Source organism: Bradyrhizobium guangdongense, from assembly GCF_006483445.1.
In the GTDB taxonomy this organism is placed as follows: Bacteria; Pseudomonadota; Alphaproteobacteria; order Rhizobiales; family Xanthobacteraceae; genus Bradyrhizobium; species Bradyrhizobium guangdongense_A.
On sequence record NZ_PPPT01000168.1, the window covers coordinates 15,794 to 32,518 of the forward strand.

The 16,725-nt window shown below is 57.5% G+C and carries 13 protein-coding genes and 1 pseudogene; 9 read left to right on the top strand and 5 right to left on the bottom strand.

What is annotated here, in order from left to right; genetic code table 11:
* Positions 1-195: 195 nt before the first annotated feature.
* On the top strand, positions 196-1,236 hold the full coding sequence (locus tag C2U70_RS23775) for a hypothetical protein (RefSeq protein WP_140980946.1): 1,041 nt from the start codon (positions 196-198) through the stop codon (positions 1,234-1,236).
* Between the two features lie 130 nt (positions 1,237-1,366).
* Positions 1,367-1,555, top strand: coding sequence for a DUF6471 domain-containing protein (locus C2U70_RS23780; protein ID WP_140980948.1), 189 nt, complete (start codon positions 1,367-1,369; stop codon positions 1,553-1,555).
* Here C2U70_RS23780 and C2U70_RS23785 read toward each other — a convergent pair.
* Entirely contained in the window at positions 1,552-2,295 is a 744-nt protein-coding gene (locus C2U70_RS23785) for a hypothetical protein (RefSeq protein WP_140980950.1), read from the bottom strand. The genes C2U70_RS23780 and C2U70_RS23785 overlap by 4 nt on opposite strands.
* Before the next feature lie 353 nt (positions 2,296-2,648).
* Positions 2,649-3,194: pseudogene (locus C2U70_RS33560) on the bottom strand (IS66 family transposase); the annotation flags it as partial.
* Between the two features lie 218 nt (positions 3,195-3,412).
* On the opposite strand from C2U70_RS33560, the gene C2U70_RS23790 reads away from it, so the two are divergent.
* From C2U70_RS23790 to C2U70_RS23800, 3 genes are all read left to right on the top strand, one after another.
* Positions 3,413-4,537 carry an HNH endonuclease gene (locus C2U70_RS23790; RefSeq protein ID WP_140980953.1) on the top strand — a complete coding sequence of 375 codons (1,125 nt, stop codon included), beginning with the start codon at positions 3,413-3,415 and terminating at the stop codon, positions 4,535-4,537.
* Between the two features lie 616 nt (positions 4,538-5,153).
* Positions 5,154-7,919: an autotransporter domain-containing protein gene (locus C2U70_RS33750; RefSeq protein ID WP_283810403.1), complete on the top strand. Its 2,766-nt coding sequence runs from the start codon at positions 5,154-5,156 to the stop codon at positions 7,917-7,919.
* A gap of 430 nt (positions 7,920-8,349) precedes the next feature.
* Positions 8,350-8,640, top strand: a complete 291-nt coding sequence (locus C2U70_RS23800) for a hypothetical protein (protein ID WP_140980959.1) — start codon at positions 8,350-8,352, stop codon at positions 8,638-8,640.
* 249 nt (positions 8,641-8,889) lie between these two features.
* Here the strand turns inward: C2U70_RS23800 and C2U70_RS23805 are convergent, their stop codons facing one another.
* Together C2U70_RS23805 and C2U70_RS23810 are read right to left on the bottom strand one after the other, a co-directional pair.
* Entirely contained in the window at positions 8,890-9,576 is a 687-nt protein-coding gene (locus C2U70_RS23805; RefSeq protein ID WP_140980962.1) for a TIGR02391 family protein, read from the bottom strand.
* A gap of 10 nt (positions 9,577-9,586) precedes the next feature.
* Positions 9,587-10,147 carry a hypothetical protein gene (locus C2U70_RS23810; protein WP_140980965.1) on the bottom strand — a complete coding sequence of 187 codons (561 nt, stop codon included), beginning with the start codon at positions 10,145-10,147 and terminating at the stop codon, positions 9,587-9,589.
* Positions 10,148-10,600: 453 nt separating this feature from the next.
* Between C2U70_RS23810 and C2U70_RS23820 the strand changes: the two genes are divergently transcribed.
* The gene (locus tag C2U70_RS23820) at positions 10,601-12,208 is read left to right on the top strand and encodes a recombinase family protein (RefSeq protein ID WP_140980971.1); all 1,608 of its coding nucleotides are present in this window, start codon (positions 10,601-10,603) and stop codon (positions 12,206-12,208) included.
* Positions 12,209-13,443: 1,235 nt separating this feature from the next.
* Here the strand turns inward: C2U70_RS23820 and C2U70_RS23830 are convergent.
* Positions 13,444-13,653 carry a helix-turn-helix domain-containing protein gene (locus tag C2U70_RS23830; RefSeq protein ID WP_140980974.1) on the bottom strand — a complete coding sequence of 70 codons (210 nt, stop codon included), beginning with the start codon at positions 13,651-13,653 and terminating at the stop codon, positions 13,444-13,446.
* A 107-nt stretch (positions 13,654-13,760) separates the two neighbouring features.
* Here C2U70_RS23830 and C2U70_RS23835 point away from each other — a divergent pair, with 107 nt between their 5' ends.
* The 3 genes from C2U70_RS23835 to C2U70_RS33880 all read left to right on the top strand — a co-directional run bounded on the left by C2U70_RS23835 (position 13,761) and on the right by C2U70_RS33880 (position 16,680).
* Entirely contained in the window at positions 13,761-14,219 is a 459-nt protein-coding gene (locus C2U70_RS23835; RefSeq protein ID WP_140980977.1) for a hypothetical protein, read from the top strand.
* A 452-nt stretch (positions 14,220-14,671) separates the two neighbouring features.
* Entirely contained in the window at positions 14,672-15,745 is a 1,074-nt protein-coding gene (locus tag C2U70_RS23840; protein ID WP_140980979.1) for a hypothetical protein, read from the top strand.
* Positions 15,742-16,680, top strand: coding sequence for a tyrosine-type recombinase/integrase (locus C2U70_RS33880; RefSeq protein ID WP_140980982.1), 939 nt, complete (start codon positions 15,742-15,744; stop codon positions 16,678-16,680). Before C2U70_RS23840 ends, C2U70_RS33880 begins: the two co-directional genes overlap by 4 nt.
* The last annotated feature ends 45 nt before the right edge of the window (positions 16,681-16,725 follow it).

Below are 16,725 nucleotides of genomic sequence, written 5' to 3' on the forward strand. Positions count from 1 at the left end.
GAAACAGCGTGCGACGAAAACACCTCGCGCAAACGGACGCGGCACCAACCGGACGGGCAGTTCGAATGGCCTGACCAGGAATCCCTGGCTAACCGTTGAACTAACGAGCAAAAACAATTTGAATTCGGGAGCTTGCCTTGCCGGGGACGGCTCGGCGAACATGATGCCATATCGAGATCAACTCTGAGCGCGAAAATGCCGGTCTTTGTCGCCCTGAGTGGGGTCTCTTCTAACAAGCAAGGAGAGGCGGGTAAAAAAGGAGAGGTAAAGGAAAAGAAGATAGGGAAAGTACCCTATAATGACATCAGCTACATACCTATTCAGGGACAGGCAGCAATCCTAAAACCCGTGATCGACAAGGTCGCAATTACCTATGTGGGTAGTCCAGACCTTGGACCAGTTCTCGTCCAAAACCTGTTGCAAGAAATCGAGGCCGGAGGGCATTGGAAAGCGCAGCCCTGGGTGAATGGCAGCGTACCCTACAAAGCCTCTGCGCAACTTGCGATCCCTCTTAGTGGCCAGACAGCGCTAATACAGGTGGGGCCGACGAAGAAAGGGATAGCTCACACCCTGCGCCTGGAATTCAATCCCACGGGGCTAGGAAAGTCGGGAATCGCGTTCCTAAAAGGGCAACTCGAGGCACTAGTTCTCAACGGCCTTAGTTTCACTGAGGTCATCGGGAACGGTAAAGTCTCCAGGCTCGATGTTGCGGTGGACATCGTGGGCGTGAATTTGGCTGACCTCTTAGTCACTGTATCAACTGGTGGAAAGCAGCACTGGTATATTTCGGAGGGTGGTAAGCCAGAAACCGGATACTTCGGCATTAAATCTGGTGACAAGAACGCCAAGTGGAAGGCCTATAACAAGAGGCAACAGGTCAAGGATACCTCTGTAGCGCCTGTTCAACCGGCATACGGCGGCCTGTCGCATACTCGTATCGAATATGGCTACGCGCCGGGGAAGCCTCTATCAAAATTGCTAAACCTGACCAATCGTTTTGCAGACATTTCAGTTGCCTATCCGCAACGGCCGAAGGGCGTGAAGCCATATGCTTGGACGTTCTTCATCGATAGTTGCTCGGTGCGGGGTGAGACCCAGGCTTTGGCGATGCTGCCAGACGATAAAATCCGGAAGAGCTATGAAAATGCTCTTCAGGCATCTCACAAGGCTTTCTGGCGGCCGGAAATGATCTGGAAAAGCTGGCCGAGGGCATTGTCGGCCTCCGGGCTTCTATAGGAGATGCTGTTTGCAGTTGACTGCACTCCGATTTGGTTCGGGCTCAAAACGTAACTTTTGCGGTATTTTGGCGCAAACGCCACAAGAATTTTGAACTGTCGCGCACATCTCCCTAGCAAAGGAGATCACCATGGCGCGACAAAGACCCGACGCATACGTCACCTATGCCGCGTTTGCGAAGCGGCTCAAGAAGCATGGGCTTAAGGAAACAGAGGCCTCATTCACCAATAAGCTGGCGCGGGGCACATTCCCCGCAACATTCTTCCTTGCGTGTATTGCGGCGCTGGAGCTGGAGGGCGTGGCACTAGAGGAAATTTAGTTTTCTTTCTTTTCCCATTCGATCTTTGCTCGGCCATCCGAGTCTAGATCAATGCGTAGAACGCGACGTTCAGGCTGGCCAATCTCTGCATTTGCGGAGATTTCCAAAAGATGTTGGCCCGGATAGGTGAGTTGAAGCTGGCCCGAGGTAGTCTCGACCAAGACAGGGAAACCTGACTGCCCCGGGCGGCTAACTTCCAAGGACGTGAGCGGAATTCTTTTGCGCTCGCCTCCGCTGAGAGAAAATCGGCCTATTCGGTTAGGTGTATTGCGAGCCTCAGTTGTGAGAGATACTTGAAGTTCTTGCCGCGGGCCGTTGGGTGGGGTCACTGCCTCGATCTTGATTGAACATTTTTCAAGTATCGAACTACCGCAGTTTTCTACCGTGAGGAGGCTGTGTTCACCTCCAAACGATCCATCATGCGAGAATTCGGACGTCTCTAGCGTGGCATTTCCCGTAAACTTGATGCGAGGAGCTGCCTGCTCTGCATAGTCTTGGGCCAGCCTTGACTGAATTAGTTTGTAAAGCAGCCAAACAACAGCAATTGCGCCGACAGAAGGGAGCGCCATTTCAGTCATGCGGCCTACGATCTCAGCTTCAGTCACGCCCATGAGCGCACCAAGCTTTTGTAAGATCGCTGCCTTGAGCAAATCCTCGTAAATCGAATGCAAAAAGAGCGCCAGAACGATGACGCCGCCCCCAATGAGAAGGGGGTAATTGTCGTCGGGTTTTCTTTGCATGAAGCCTGCCCCCGGAAGAGCTTAGCTTGCCGGTGGCGTTTGTGCCATAATATCGAACTTTTGCAGTCAACTGCAAATCTACTTGTGTACTAGCCAAAGCGCGGCGTTGATGACCAGCACCGGCCAGGCGTCAACGGCGGTGAGAAGCCCCACATCAGGCCAGCATCAGCACCATGTCTGGAGTTCTCTGACAATTTTTCTGACATTGGGTAGCAGGACGGCGGGTTTGACGGCGTGATTGCGAAAATGACGCAAAATCTTAGCTTTAGCTCATCTTCCTGACTAACTCAGAGACGCGGCAGATTGAGATTTCCGGACATAATGCGCGTCAGCCAGCAACCCGGAAGTTTGGGTGCTTCCGATGCCAGGGGCGAGATCGCAGCCGGTTTCTTGCCCTGAGCCTTGCGAGGCGCGTTCTCAGCCAGACCAGCCGTTACGAGGAACGGCCGTCGGGCACGGACTCAACACGCGGCTCCCAGGATCGGACCTGCGGTGCGCCCCGGGGTCGTAGAGCTTGCCATAGCCGCTATAGGCGTCGACCTGAAAGATGCTGCTGTGGCCAGCCAGATGCGCCTCGGAAGCTGCCGGTACGATCGCTGAGTAATAAAAGACCATCCCCAGCGAGACCTGCCCGCCAAAAGGGGTTTGCCGTCGCGCACATAGACCCAGATGCGGCGGTGTAGGCCTTGCCTTTGGCCGGGACCGGCACTGTAGTGTCGCCCCCTTGCAAATCGCTCGCCGCCCCAGCACTTGGGCGCATGGGCCTCGAGGCGCCGGAAGAACGGCATCAACGCCACCGTACAACCGCTGACCTATAGTCGGCGAGGGGTCGACAGGCTGATCGGCACGCCTTGCTTGGCATTGCGTTCGGCCAGCCGGTTCGGCGGCTGGTAGCGCCCGTCGCCGGAGGGAGACGCCCTGTGGTGGACAAGACCAACAGGTCGTCAACTGCCGGCCGCCCTTAAGACGGATTTGCAATCAACTGCAATCGTCACCTCCGATAACCTTCCATTATCGGAGGCTCCGGATTTGCAGTTGACTGCAAAAATCGAATTTGCAGTTGATTGCAAAAGCCGTGGTCGGGTGGAATCCGGCTTAAATATCTGGGGAGGGGACTTTGGCACTGGCCGATTTGACAAGGGCTGCCGTTCTGGACGCCATTAGTGAGTTCGACCAGTTCGGGCGGGAAGCCTTTCTGACTAAGTACGGCTTCGGGAAGTCGCGGGGATACTTCCTCCAGCACGACGGCAAACGCTACGACAGCAAGGCCATCGCCGGCGCCGCTCACGGGAAACTTGGCGGAAAGTTTCAGTCGCTCGCGGCCGCTGACTTCTCAGGTGGCGATAAGACCGTCGCAAAGCGACTACGAGAGCTAGATTTCCGCGTTCTCGAACCCTCCGACGTTCAACCTGTAGGCATCCCCTTCGAGATTGGGAGCCTGTACCACCGACAACGGGACATCCATCAAGTCTTTGGAGGACAGGAGCGGGGCGGCATAGCTACCCCTAGCGGATGTTCCTTCGTCTTCCTCTTTACGGGGGAATCGGGCGAGCAGTTTGGCTATTCGGACGGTTGGCAACCTGACGGTATCTTCGCTTACACCGGCGAGGGCCAGAGCGGGGATATGGAATTCGTGCGGGGCAACCGAGCCATTCAGGATCATCTCTCCGATGGTCGGGATCTTCTGTTGTTCGAAGCCACCAAGGCCAAGGGCAGCTACCGTTATATGGGATGCTTCGCATACGCCGGTTGGGAAACGAGAGACGCACCAGATCGGGAAGGTCGGGTGCGGAAAGCAATTGTCTTCGAGCTAGTTCCGATGGCAGAGGTCGAATCTACGCCGGAAGCAAGCGAAGAAGAGGTGAACCTTAAAGAAAAATCCCTCGCTGAATTGAGAGCTCTCGCCCTAGCTGCGGCGACCGCGCCTCAGGCTCCTTCGAAGGAGTCTCAACGCACCTACTACGCCCGCAGCATGAAGGTGAAGGCGTATGTGCTCAGGCGGGCCAACGGTGTCTGCGAAGCCTGTAAAAAGGCCGCACCCTTCCTTAGGAAAGACGGCAGCCCGTACTTGGAGCCACACCACATCAGGCGTGTCGCCGATGGTGGTCCAGACCACCCTGCTTCCGTCGGTGCGATTTGCCCCACCTGTCACCGGCATATTCATCACGGTGCGGACGGTGACGGGGTTAATCAGCAGTTGGAAACGTACGTCGCTGAACTGGAACGCAAATTGCGCTGCTAGGCTCAATCTATGTTGTGGTTGAGACGCACATGGCGTTGTATCAACCATCTCGGGGCCTGCGGCGATGTAATGGAACGGGGCTCCTCTAAACCGATTTGGCGTTTGGTTTGAAACTCCCGCACTCTTTTGGTGCCGCCATCAACGTTGTGACTTATCCACTCTATTTGCCTACGGCTTTGTGGAGTCGGCGGACCTCCTCCGCCTTTCGCCTCCGCCTTGCCATGTCGCTAGGGCTTTTTATCACACTCTGCTGGAATGTCGATTTTTGAGCCGAAATTGGCAGCAACGGAGTTTCATCGGCTAGAAATGATCATCTAGCTAAGGTTGTCCTGCGGGGCCTGGCATCGATTGGCGGCGAAATACTCGCGGAGTGATTTCGGAGTGGGTACAGAGAATGCGCTCAGGACGAATGTCTAGGCTGCTTTTGGCCATCACCGCCCTCATCTTGAGTCAGGAACGAGCTTGGACTCAGGACGCGCTTTGGCTTCCGAATCCCGCTTCCGGGGATTGGAATACGGCTACTAATTGGTCGCCCGGATCAGTTCCGACAGGGACAGCAACGTTCGGCCTTTCCAACACAACCGCGATTACATTCTCGCAAGCGCCGAATGTTAGTATGCCTGTCGACGCGATAAACTTCACTAACCCGTCAAGCCTGTACTCATTTGCTCTTACCGGTGGCGTAAATCTCACTTTTAACGGCGGAGGGATCCTTGGCAATTCTTCTGTTTCGACGTTTAATGTCACCGGCGACGTGTTGCATTTCGATAATTCATCAACGGCTGGACGTGCATCAATCAACAACATTTGGATCGGTGCGGCCGGTTCAATTACCAGTTTTGCTGCATCCAGCACCGCTGGCTCCGCGCAAATCTTAAACAACGGTAGCTTCGGTGAAACGCGATTTCTCATTAGCAGTAGTGCGGGCGCTTCTAGTATTCTCAACGAGCATGGTGGAAGTACAACATTCAATCAAACGAGTACGGCTGGAAGCGCTACGATCAGGGTAAACGAGGACCCCAATATCAATTTTGGTGCAAATGTTGCGTTCTTCGACAATAGCTCTGCTGCTAATGCCACGATCAACATTTATGCTGGGAATGCATATTTCAATACGCACTCGACGGCCGCTTCAGCAACAATATTGAACGTTGGTGGCTTGGTGTCGTTTAGAGATCAAAGCACCGCCGATCATGCGTTCATTAGCAACAACAACCTCTTTATCGGCGGAAGTCTCAATAATTTCGGGACAATAACCTTTGGCGGTAGCGGCGCTCCCACCAGCGCGGGCAGCTCAACAATTCAGAACAATGGAGGATATATTTTATTCGAAGATGGCAGCAGCGCTGCAAGTGCAAACATTACAAACGACGCGGGCCATTTGAATTTTACCGATAATTCAACCGCCGGAAGCAGCACGATCACAAACCTCAATGGCGGGGTGATTCATTTTCATGGGCCCAATCCTACAGCTGGGCAGGCGCGCGTCATTATGGACGCCAGCAGCAGCTTTGAAGTGTTTGACATATTCCAGACGAGCATGACTGTCGGCTCCATTGAGGGATTCGGCGGAGTGTCCTTGGGCTCGAAACAGCTATTGATAGGAACAAACAATCTTTCCACTGAATTTGGCGGAACATTTTTTGGAGCTGGAGGGGCACTAGCGAAGGTTGGCGCCGGCACGCTAATCCTCACCGGTGCCAACACCTACACCGGCGCCACCACGGTGAACGGCGGCAAGCTGGTGGTGGACGGCTCAATCGTGAGCGCGACAACCGTCAATGCCGGCGGCACGCTTGCGGGCATCGGGACGGTCGGCACCACCGCGATCGCCGGCGGCACGCTCGCACCGGGCAACACGACCAGTCCCTATGCGCCGCTCACCGTGAACGGTCCGCTGAGCTTCACCGCGGCATCGACCTACCTCGTTCAGGTCTCGGGCACGAATGCGTCGCGCACCAACGTGCTCGGCGCCGCCGCGCTCGGCAACGCGACGGTAAGCGCGATCTTCTCGGGAACGCTGCAGAAGCAGTACACCATCCTCAACGCGACAAGCGGCCTCGGCGGCAGCGCGTTCAACCCGACGGTGGTTTCGAACATGTCGTCGGTGTCGGCGACGCTGAGCTACGACACCAACAACGTCTTCCTCAACATCGGCGTCAGTTTCACGTCGACGAGCGGCAGTCTCACCGTCAATCAGCAGAACGTGGCCAATACGCTGACGAACGTTTTCAACAGCTCCGGCAGTCTTCCGGTGGTCTTTGGGGGCCTGACGCCCGCGGGGTTGACCATCGCGTCGGGCGAGCTCGGCACCGGCGTGATCCAGTCCGCGATCAATGCCGATGGCCAGTTCCTGAATCTGATGCTCGATCCCACAATTGTCGGGCGCAGCGGTGGCTTTGCGAAGCCCGGCAGCGTCTCGCAATTCGCCGAGAGCGACGAAGCGGCGGCCTATGCGTCAATGCGGCCGGCGACGCCCCCCGAGCGGGAGGCCTATGCGATGGCGACCAAGGCGCCGATGCTGGCTGCGGCGGCCAATCGCTGGAGCGTCTGGGCAGCCGGCTATGGCGGCTCCGAGCAGGTCGGCGGCAACGCCGTGGTCGGCTCGCAGGATCTCAGCGCGCGGATCTGGGGCGTTGCGGCCGGCGCCGACTTCAGGGTCTCGCCGGACACGCTGATCGGCTTCGCGCTCGGCGGCGGCGGCTTGAACTACTCGCTTGCCAATGCGATGGGCTCGGGCTCGGCAGATCTGTTCCAGGCCGGCGTCTATGGCCGGCACAATTTCGGTCCCGCCTACGTCGCAGGCGCACTGGTCTATGGCTGGCACGACGTCACCACCAACCGCACCGTCGCGCTCGCCGGCATCGACCAGCTCCAGGGCTGCTTCAAGGCCGATACCTTCTCTGCCCGCTTCGAAGGCGGCTATCGCTTCGCGACGCCGCTGGTCGGCATCACGCCCTACGCGGCCGTGCAGGTCACGAGGTTCAACCTGCCGAACTACACGGAGACGAGTCTCGCCGGCGGCGGGCTGTTCGCCCTCAACTACGCAGCCCAGACCACGACCGATACCCGCTCCGAGCTCGGCTTCCGCACCGACAAATCCTACGCGGTGCAGAACGGCGTGCTGACCCTGCGCGGCCGCGCCGCGTGGGCGCATGACTACAACCCGAACCGCGCCGTCACCGCGCTGTTTACGGCATTGCCGGGCGCCGCCGCCTTCGCCGTCAACGGCGCCAGGCCCGATGCCGACTCCGCGCTCGTCAGCGGCAGCGCCGAGATGAAGTGGCTGAGCGGCTTCTCGATCGCCGCGACCTTCGACGGCGAGTTCTCCGGCAACGTCGCGACCTATTCCGGCAAGGGCGTGGTCCGATATTTTTGGTAAGTTGCGGCGCAGGAGCCATCGTTCGTCGCCGAGAGTAACTTCACTTTTCCGTTTAACGCCAATGCCCATTGCAAAGTCGGTGGATCACGCTCTCCAAACCGAGTTTGCTACTGGTTTGAACGTCCACCGATTTCAAGGCAGCGGTGGTTTTGCGGCCTTTGACAGAGCGGCTGGTGCTCTCACTCGTGATAAGGCGTGATTATCGCCACTTACCGCTATTGGAGCCTGGGCGAGAACTCCGTGTGCGGCTATGCGAAGCTTTGCGATGATCGACGGCTCGGGATGGTCCGATGTCTCAAGAGATAGTCGGAGTTGTTGATGCTTGGGTTCACATAAACCGAAGTTGACAATCCTGGGTTTAGCGGCCAACCTTCAATTGTGTGAGCATTGATGTTGCCTCTAAGCTGAACCTGTTTGCATGCGGTGCAGTATGAATATTGCCAAGGTGCTGGTGCCATTTATCTCGGTAGTCGTGATTGCGGCAGCCAACGCAGAGCCGCTCGACCTCCCGGGGCTTTCGAAAGCGCAGCTTAACGAGCTTCGGCCATGGCAAGACAATCCAAGTAAGTTCAAGATCGGACAGCTAACCGACCTAGTCGCCACGGGAGCCCCGATCGGAAGGGGTTACAACGGCCTAACCGGCGAGTTTCGCGGCGATTGTGTCCAGGGAAACGTGAAAACTAGCGGCCTCGAAGCGAAGGTCGTCAACAGCCGCTACTAATCTTACTTGGATTTGCTAGTCGTGCGAATGAAGGCGTGGTCACCTTCAATCTCACCGAGACCCCTGGTTCATTCGGCACTGAAGATGCTCGCTGGAGGCGACTTGAAGGTTAAGGGCGCCCGCGTTCGCTGGGTGTCGATAACGTCCAATTATCGGCGGCGAGAGTTGCCGGCGTGAATCTACACGCTACTATCGTAGGCCTGTTGGCCGCTCTGTTCGCAAGCTCGCCGACGAGATCTAGACCCATATTCAGATGCGGTCGATCATTCGCAGCAGTTGGTTCGCGAAGCAAATCATGTCGACGACCTCGCGTGGATCGTCGAACTTGACCTCCTGGTGAGCTGACGGGTTGCGGAAGATGGCGAACGCGCCGACGAACAGATCCCGCATGGATGCACGCTCCTTAGCGGATGTCGTCATCAGGCAACCGTTGGGGCCGAAGGCCCGATTGATTAGGTCGACGCCCGACCATGGAGCCAGGCTCGCATCCTTGGCGCGCAAGCGCACCTCCACTTCCTTAAAGGCACGGAAGACGGCGGTGTCGTAGTCGCCGCGCACGAACAGCGGCTTGACCTGGGCCATGACGATCGGGTCGAGCCCGTCCGGAAACATTGACTCTTTCTTCCAGGCGCCGAAGTCGATCGACTGCGCGACGCGGCGTCCGGCGCGCGTCACGAAGAAGCCCTGACCGTGGATGTCGTTCGGACGGTGCGCAATGAAGCCTTCGCGCTCGAGCCAGCCCCACGCCTCCATGAAGCGCTCGGCGATCTGTCCGCCCTCGACCATCTGCATGAAATTGAAGCGATGGGTCTCGGCGTGCGGTGCCGTCGTCATGTATCTGAGCATGTGTGCGCCCAAGTCCTCAGCCTCCATCGACAGAACCTGAGCCCGCGGCGGGAAGTTGCGCATGAAGCTTTCGATCTGATCCTGGTTCACCGTGCGTCCCTCAATATCGGCTGATTGGCGGCAGCGGCTGCCCCAGATAGTTCATCCAGGCGTCGAAGACGTTCTGCATTACCGACGACAGGGCCCGGCGATCTCCGGTCTTAGTCGCGACGATGATTTGTTCGACTCCGCCGTATTTGCCTTCGCCCCAGCGGCACTGGCCGAAGCCGACTCCGCCGGGCGCGATGTCGTTCGACGACGAGATGCGGCCGCTTTTGGGCCGGTGGTGCTTGAACGCGACGGCTACATCCCGCAGCAGGTCCACATCGTCGACGTGCTGCCCGTTGCGTAGAAATTCGCATTTGCCGTCGATGGCCGCGCGGACGGCTCCCATGTCGGCGAAGGCTGGCAGCGCAACTGTCTTCTCCTCGAACACGTAGTCAGCCAGGTGGTGCAGCAGGTCGACCGCCTGGCGGCCCGCCAGGTCGACGGCATCGCGGGCGGCGTCGATGGTGGCCGCGTCCCTGGTCTCCAGCGCACGCGTCAAAGCGTGCTCCGCCTCGATGTAGTTGCGGAGCGCGGGCCGGACACGGCGGGCGATGTGATCCAGGATGGGCTGCATGGAACCAAGTATAAACCGCTCGACCGATTCGGCGTCGAAAATGACCCGGGGTCAAAAGGCGCCGACGGGAAGGGCAGCCTCTTAGCGTGAAGCAGACATCGCCGTCGATAATGCCTAATTATCGAATGTGAGGGGGATGCGAGCCCGCGCGGGTGAGGGGGTAACGGCTCGGGTCCCGCTCACCGACCGGGAACCAGCTTTATGTCCGAACGGCCCTGTGATCTCGCTAAAAATTGCCAAGCTCAACGGCGATTTCCGAGGAGACTATGGAACGCTGCTCGGCGCGTTTCTCTATCTCCGTTCGATCAGCGCCGCGCGCGAGCGCTCTTGGATTTTGTCGGGCTTGGCCTCGATCGTTGGCTCGCTCCTGCTCGCGTGGATCGCGAAATTCGGGTCGCCTTGGCTTTCAGGCTGGTTAGGATAGACTAGCGCTGCCAACGGTCGGGGCGTTCCATGGGAACTGCACTCACTGTTCCGAAAGCACGGTTGCCGCGACGACAGGAGCAGTCGCTTCGGGCGGCCCAGTACGTTCGGATGTCGACGGACTACCAGCAATACTCCATCGAAAATCAGGCTGCCGTCATTGCCGCGTTCGCCCAAGCCCACGGGTTGAAGATCGTTCGAACGTATCGTGATGACGCCGAGAGTGGACTTCGGATCAGGAACAGAGCCGGCCTTACCAATCTGATAGATGATGTTCGTCGAGACCGAACCGACTTCGACCACATCCTTGTCTACGACGTCAGCCGGTGGGGAAGGTTTCAGGACGTTGACGAGAGCGCCCACTACGAATTCCTTTGCAGGGAAGCCGGCATCAGCGTCTGCTATTGCGCCGAACAGTTCGAGAACGATGGAAGCTTGATCTCCGGCATCGTCAAGAACATCAAAAGGGTGATGGCGGCTGAGTACAGTCGAGAGCTGTCGATCAAAGTGCATGCCGGCGCATGCCGCTTGTCCAGCCTTGGTTTCCGGCAAGGTGGGCAACCCTGCTTTGGTCTGCGAAGAGAATTGATCGATGCTGGCGGCCGATCAAGAGGCCTACTTGAGCGCGGGCAAAGGAAATCACTTCAGACCGATCGCGTTGTCCTGCGTCGCGGTCCGCCGGAAGAGGTCGAGACGGTCAAGTTCATATTCGACCGCTTTGTGAATGGTCATCGCCCAGAGAAAAAGATCGCGCGCGAGCTCAATGCTCGCGGCGTGCTTAATCGAGGGCAGGCCTGGACCTTCTACAAAGTCCAATATCTCCTGCAAAACGAAAACTACGTCGGCACGAGCTTATACAACCGCTCGTCCTTCCGATTACGAGGGGTGCGAAAGAAGAACCCGCCGGCGCTTTGGGTCAGAAAGGAGGGCGCCTTTGAGCCGATCATTGAACCTGAGCTGTTTGAGCAAGCGCAGCAGATATTCGTCAGCCGACGCAAATGTCGGGGGCTTTCAAATGAGGAGATGCTGAAACGCTTGAGGATCGTCCTTCAACGCAAGGGCCGGCTCAGCAGGTGGATCATCGAGAATGCTGAGAACGTTCCGAGTGCGTCGCTATATCAATTGCGCTTTGGAAGTCTGAGAAAAACTTATCGGCTAATCGGCTATAGCCCGGAGCGTGATTACGAGTACGTAGACTCTCGCACCATGCGCCGCAACTTGGTCAAGGATCTCGTCTTAACGGTGGGAACGGCACTCGCCCGGTCTGGCGAAGATGTCAGGGTTGACCAGGTTCACCAGGTGCTCAATGTCCGAGCGCGGGCGATTTCGTTTCGCGTGGTTCGGGGTTGGCATGATGGCAACGTAAAGCACTCGCCGACTTGGACGATCCGGCGCGGCCGCTATCTGCCGCCCGGTTTGATTGTTGTTGTGCGGTTAGACAATGCCAACAAGGCTGTCAGGGACTATTTCCTGATGCCTGCATCCAGGCTGCCCGGTGCGCGCGCCGGATTTACAGAGGGTAACGCTGAGCGCTTCGGTATGCGGCGCTTTGAGACCGCCGATCGCGTCATTCGAGCTATCAAGCGACACTTCGCAAACGAACGTAATCGGCGATCGCTGAAGCAGTTCTCGCGTTGATCAATGAATTTAAGAGCATGCAACTTTCGATGGACGATTCGCAACGCTCGCGTCCGTCAACCTCTGCCAACCGCTTTCTGCCTTCAATTGCTTTAACGTTGTGCTTCGCGACGTGCTTCGCGACGTGCTTCGCGACGTGCTTCGCGGCGGGCGTCCCGCTCATCCCATGCAGATGCTGCGGCCGCATCGGCTTGCCTTCTTGAGCCCTCTAGCTGAGCGCGACAATTGACGTAGGCGTCAGTTCCAGGCTTCGCACCGTAGGACAGGCATTGCTGATCATCCTTGGCGTTGTTCGCCGCAAGGCGCTCCTCGCTACTCATGCAGCCGCCCAGCAGCAACGCTAGCAAGATGGCTCTGGTCATTTCCCAGCCCCGTGTCAAAGAAAGGAGCGATTATGGCCGATGCAACCGATGCTTGTCAAAAGCCTTTAGACCGGGATTAGGCAGATCCAGCCCTTGGTCATTTCGTGTTTCGATACCCCATCGCCGCAATCTGCGGCTTTCCTCTATCGAAGTCTGGCCGCACCTCGGCGCCGCGCTTGCCGCAGACCTTGCAGACGAACTGTGCCTCGATATCGGAGAGCCGCAGCCCGCGTCTAAGGTTACGCTATGGCTGCACCGGTAGTCCGCGCAATAGACCAGGACGCCATGCAGGCCCATCTCTCGCATGTCGCCGAAGTTGATCTTCTGAGGCCGCATGCCCGCATCAAAGCTGCGCCGCGCGGTCCCTGCAAATTATCAATCCCTTGAGCCGCGGAACGGACCCTAGGCCCCGCCGGTAGGGGATGTGGACAATTCGCGCGGACGAGACGAACAACCAGAAGGAGACACGAGCTATTTGCAAGTCCGAAAAATCGTTGCTTAATCGCGGTCGAGCGGGGGAGGAATGAAATGAGGGGCTGCGGTCGTTTGCTTTGCAGCATTTTTGCGTGCCCACTCGCAGGATGCGTGTCCGATGGCAATGGCAACACCCCCCTAGTTCAAGCAACGGTCTTCAAACAGGCTTCGGTCGTGTATCACACAGGCGATATTATCTAGGTCGCTTACTACGCGAGCCTTATGAACGGTGCTACGAGTTGCCCTTGCAATCAGGCGCGCCAAGCAGGTCTAGTTTGCCCCCAATGCGTTGGCAGCTAGCTTAATCAGTTCAGCGGACACTAAAGAAGCTTCAGATTACCAAGACGGTCGACACGACACCCCTTCTGCGGATCATTGACTGACAGCGCCGTCGCCGGCCTATTCGGAAATCAACTTTTGCAGCGGAACAGAAAGAGCATCGGCGATCCGGGCCATAACCATCAAGCTGGGATTGCGTCGGCCACGTTCAATGCCACCAACGTAAGTTAGATCGATCTCAGCCGCGAAGGCCAACTCTTCTTGAGTTAGCCCTTTCTGCTGCCGCAACCTTCTAACGTTCACACCGACAATCGCTGGCCAATTCCTCATTGCAACATGAGGGCCTCTAAGGCATATAGTCTCTAGGGATTATAGTCTCTATTGGGAAAATATCCGAAGCAGCTTCCGTTCGTGTCGTTCCTTGCAGGTTGGTTCTGATGCAACGCTTCATCGTCGCGACCGCACGAATTTCCGCATTAGCTGGCGTTGTCCTCTCGACCCTCGCCGGTGCAGTTTTCGCACCCTTCGGCCCTATGATCGTTTTGGGGGTTATCGGTGCAATGCTTGCCGGCGCGATCGCCGGCTTTATCTTCAGTTCGCTCTGCGCGGCTATCCTCTTTACTCAAATCGAAATCGCCAACAATACTCGCAGATCTCTACAGCTACTCGAGCAGAGCGCTGGCAGTGAGGGCCCGCGACAATTCCGCTTCAAAAATGGTGAGGCGCTCTCTGGGGCAGCGAAAGCTGCGCTTCGAGACGCGCGGGGCGCAGGCTACCGCGTCACCATGAGTGATGACGGTGAGATTGAGATAACGGGCCGGGACATCGAGCCGTTCGTCTGCGCAAGTAGCAGCGATATTGCTCAATTCTCTGTGTGGCTGAAGCGAAAGTCGTGAGGCGTAGGTGGGGCGCTCTGTTGCTGCGAACGACACGGTGAAAATGTGGATCATTCGTTGATTGCAGAGCGGCAGGAACGTGCTCAGGAAGAGGGCTGAGACGGTCTACTTTCTCCGACAATTCACTTGCACTCGGTAGAGACCACGTATCGTAAGCAAGCCGATGACACGGCAGTCGAACCGCTTTGTGCGATTCTTCCCAGAGCAGCGGCGAGGCACGCTGGTGCGGTGAGGGAGCCGCCTAGCTCAGGTGGCGAAGCCGCATTGAGAGCTGATGACCTGCAAGGTGCAAGGCGAATTGCCCCACATCGCCAGTCGGTGTGGGGCAATAAACTGTTTCCAGAGATGAACTGGGGGCCGAGATGCCGTCATCGTGACGGTCTCGCTTTCCACTTGCAAATAGCCGGAGGCAGCTATCGTAGCCGCAATAGGAATGCGGGGCGCGGACAGATATGACGATAGAACATGAAGACTTAGGGAAACTCTCGAGCGAGGTGATGTCTTTCGAGATAGACGCCTGGATTGCAAACAGCCTGCTACAAAAATCCATTCGGCGCGGAGAAGTCGAGACCGCTCAAAGAGCCGCGATGACGTTTCTACGAAGCCGTGGGCCAGCGATCTGGCGGAGATTTGTGCTCATCGCGTTCGAAGATGTCGGCATCGGTTCTACGGAGTGCTTAGAGGCAGCTGTTAGAGCCTTGAACAGCAATTCCGGCGCGGGCGCGAGGGGCAACGAGCTTCTCGTTTCGGATCTGGCGCAGCAGCTCGCGACGGCTCCGAAGAGCCGGGCGGCTGAGCATCTCATCACGGTAGCCAAGTATCACCACTCGCTAGAATCCGATCGAGTGTCTCCTGAACAAAAATTCGTTGCGGAAGTGTGTTCGTTGGTCACAAGTGCGGACTGCCAGCCTGAGATGCGAGCGCTAGCGCTGTGGCAAGCTTCGCGGAAGGGCCCCGGCAAGGCGGAGCGGATCACACAACTGCTGGCTGGCTGTGAAGACGCCGGAGTGCCGAGCGCTCTGATCGAAGCGACACGGACCGCGGTCCGTAAGGTCGATGACCCAATTATACTCATGGTTCCATTGGCCTGGTTGTTAGCAGTTCGAGGCCGCCAAATCGTGAGTGGCGTCCTTCCTCCTGCGGTGCTCATAGGTGACATCCCCTCATACGCCTTGGACAAGCACACGCTAGCGGGTCGTCGTGCAATCAGAGAATTAGTTAAGTGCAGCACCGTGCTTCGCGCTTGCCTGACCAAGTATGCTCTGCGGGACTGCTGGAACGAAGCAGCCTATATGGCCGCCTTCTACACTGATGCAGCGTCCCTAGCCAAAAAGCTGACGTGGAGAGGGGCCGGAGAGCTCGAGTCTCTCGCCATCGAGGCCGATCTGATGAGGACTGGGATAAGCCCAGAAGGTGTCCAACCCGTATTGCAAACTCTTCAAAAAACTTTGGATCATTTGGACGAACTGCGCACGGAGGTCTATCTGCGGCATCGGAAGTTGTCTCTACAAGGGAGGGCCCGATGAGCGCCTCTGATAACAATCACTTATCAGAGGCCGTCGGCGAGCTCCTGCCGAGGTTGGGGGCGTCGTCGGTTGCACATACAGCCACGGATCGCCTTCGGGCCCTTCTCTTGCTTTCACGCGCCAAGAACACAAAAAGGGCCTACCGGTCGGACCTCCTGCAGTATCTAGGCTCCGGCTTTGAACTGCCAGCGCGTTCGGAAGATGTCGCGCTTTATGTTGCACAAGAGTCGGAACGCCTCGCTCCCGCGACTCTCGCCAGACGGTTAGTTGCCATCGGCCAATGGCATCGTGCGCACGACCTGTCAGACCCCTGTAAGGGCGAGCTGGTTCGTCTCGCCATCCGTGGGGTTCGACGACTAACTGGCGTAAGACAGCGCCAAGCGGCCCCCATTACACCGCTACATCTTGCATCGATCTGTGACCGAACAGGAAGCGCAGCGCGAGAAGTACGTGACCGAGCAATTCTTCTAGTCGGCTTTCATGGAGCGTTTCGTCGATCGGAACTGGCCGGGATGCAATGGGAGCACGTTCGACAGATGGAGACGAAATTCAAAGTCGAGCTCGAGCGGGGTAAGACGGACCAAGAGCGAAGGGGGCGCACCGTCCTGATTGAGAATGCAGCCGTAGCAAGCGCCTTGGTTGCGTGGCGACGGATAGCCAGGGTTGGTAGCGGTCCGATCTTTACGGCGATAATCGGCAAAGAACGCGTGTCCGAATGGGGGCTTTCGGGAGAGGCGATCAACTTTGTGGTGAAGCGACGTCTGGCCGAGATCGGCATTTGCCCCGACAGGTACTCGGGGCACAGCCTACGATCAGGGTATGTGACGCAAGCTGTCCACGAAGGCGTGCCTCGCTGGAGAATTCGACGGCAAACCGGCCATGCAAGCGATCAAATGTTGGACCGGTACATTCGCTCGATAGATCAGGAAGGATAGTGCGGGAGTTCAGACGCGCAGCATGGTCTGGAGATAACGCATTTT

Bases quoted from the DNA above. Each gene is read 5' to 3' on its own strand.
- C2U70_RS23775 (WP_140980946.1), top strand. From the start codon at position 196: ATGCCGGTCTTTGTCGCCCTGAGTGGGGTCTCTTCTAACAAGCAAGGA.
- C2U70_RS23780 (WP_140980948.1), top strand. From the start codon at position 1,367: ATGGCGCGACAAAGACCCGACGCATACGTCACCTATGCCGCGTTTGCG.
- C2U70_RS23785 (WP_140980950.1), bottom strand. From the start codon at position 2,295: ATGCAAAGAAAACCCGACGACAATTACCCCCTTCTCATTGGGGGCGGC.
- C2U70_RS33750 (WP_283810403.1), top strand. From the start codon at position 5,154: ATGCCTGTCGACGCGATAAACTTCACTAACCCGTCAAGCCTGTACTCA.
- C2U70_RS23800 (WP_140980959.1), top strand. From the start codon at position 8,350: ATGAATATTGCCAAGGTGCTGGTGCCATTTATCTCGGTAGTCGTGATT.
- C2U70_RS23810 (WP_140980965.1), bottom strand. From the start codon at position 10,147: ATGCAGCCCATCCTGGATCACATCGCCCGCCGTGTCCGGCCCGCGCTC.
- C2U70_RS23820 (WP_140980971.1), top strand. From the start codon at position 10,601: ATGGGAACTGCACTCACTGTTCCGAAAGCACGGTTGCCGCGACGACAG.
- C2U70_RS23830 (WP_140980974.1), bottom strand. From the start codon at position 13,653: ATGAGGAATTGGCCAGCGATTGTCGGTGTGAACGTTAGAAGGTTGCGG.
- C2U70_RS23835 (WP_140980977.1), top strand. From the start codon at position 13,761: ATGCAACGCTTCATCGTCGCGACCGCACGAATTTCCGCATTAGCTGGC.
- C2U70_RS23840 (WP_140980979.1), top strand. From the start codon at position 14,672: ATGACGATAGAACATGAAGACTTAGGGAAACTCTCGAGCGAGGTGATG.
- C2U70_RS33880 (WP_140980982.1), top strand. From the start codon at position 15,742: ATGAGCGCCTCTGATAACAATCACTTATCAGAGGCCGTCGGCGAGCTC.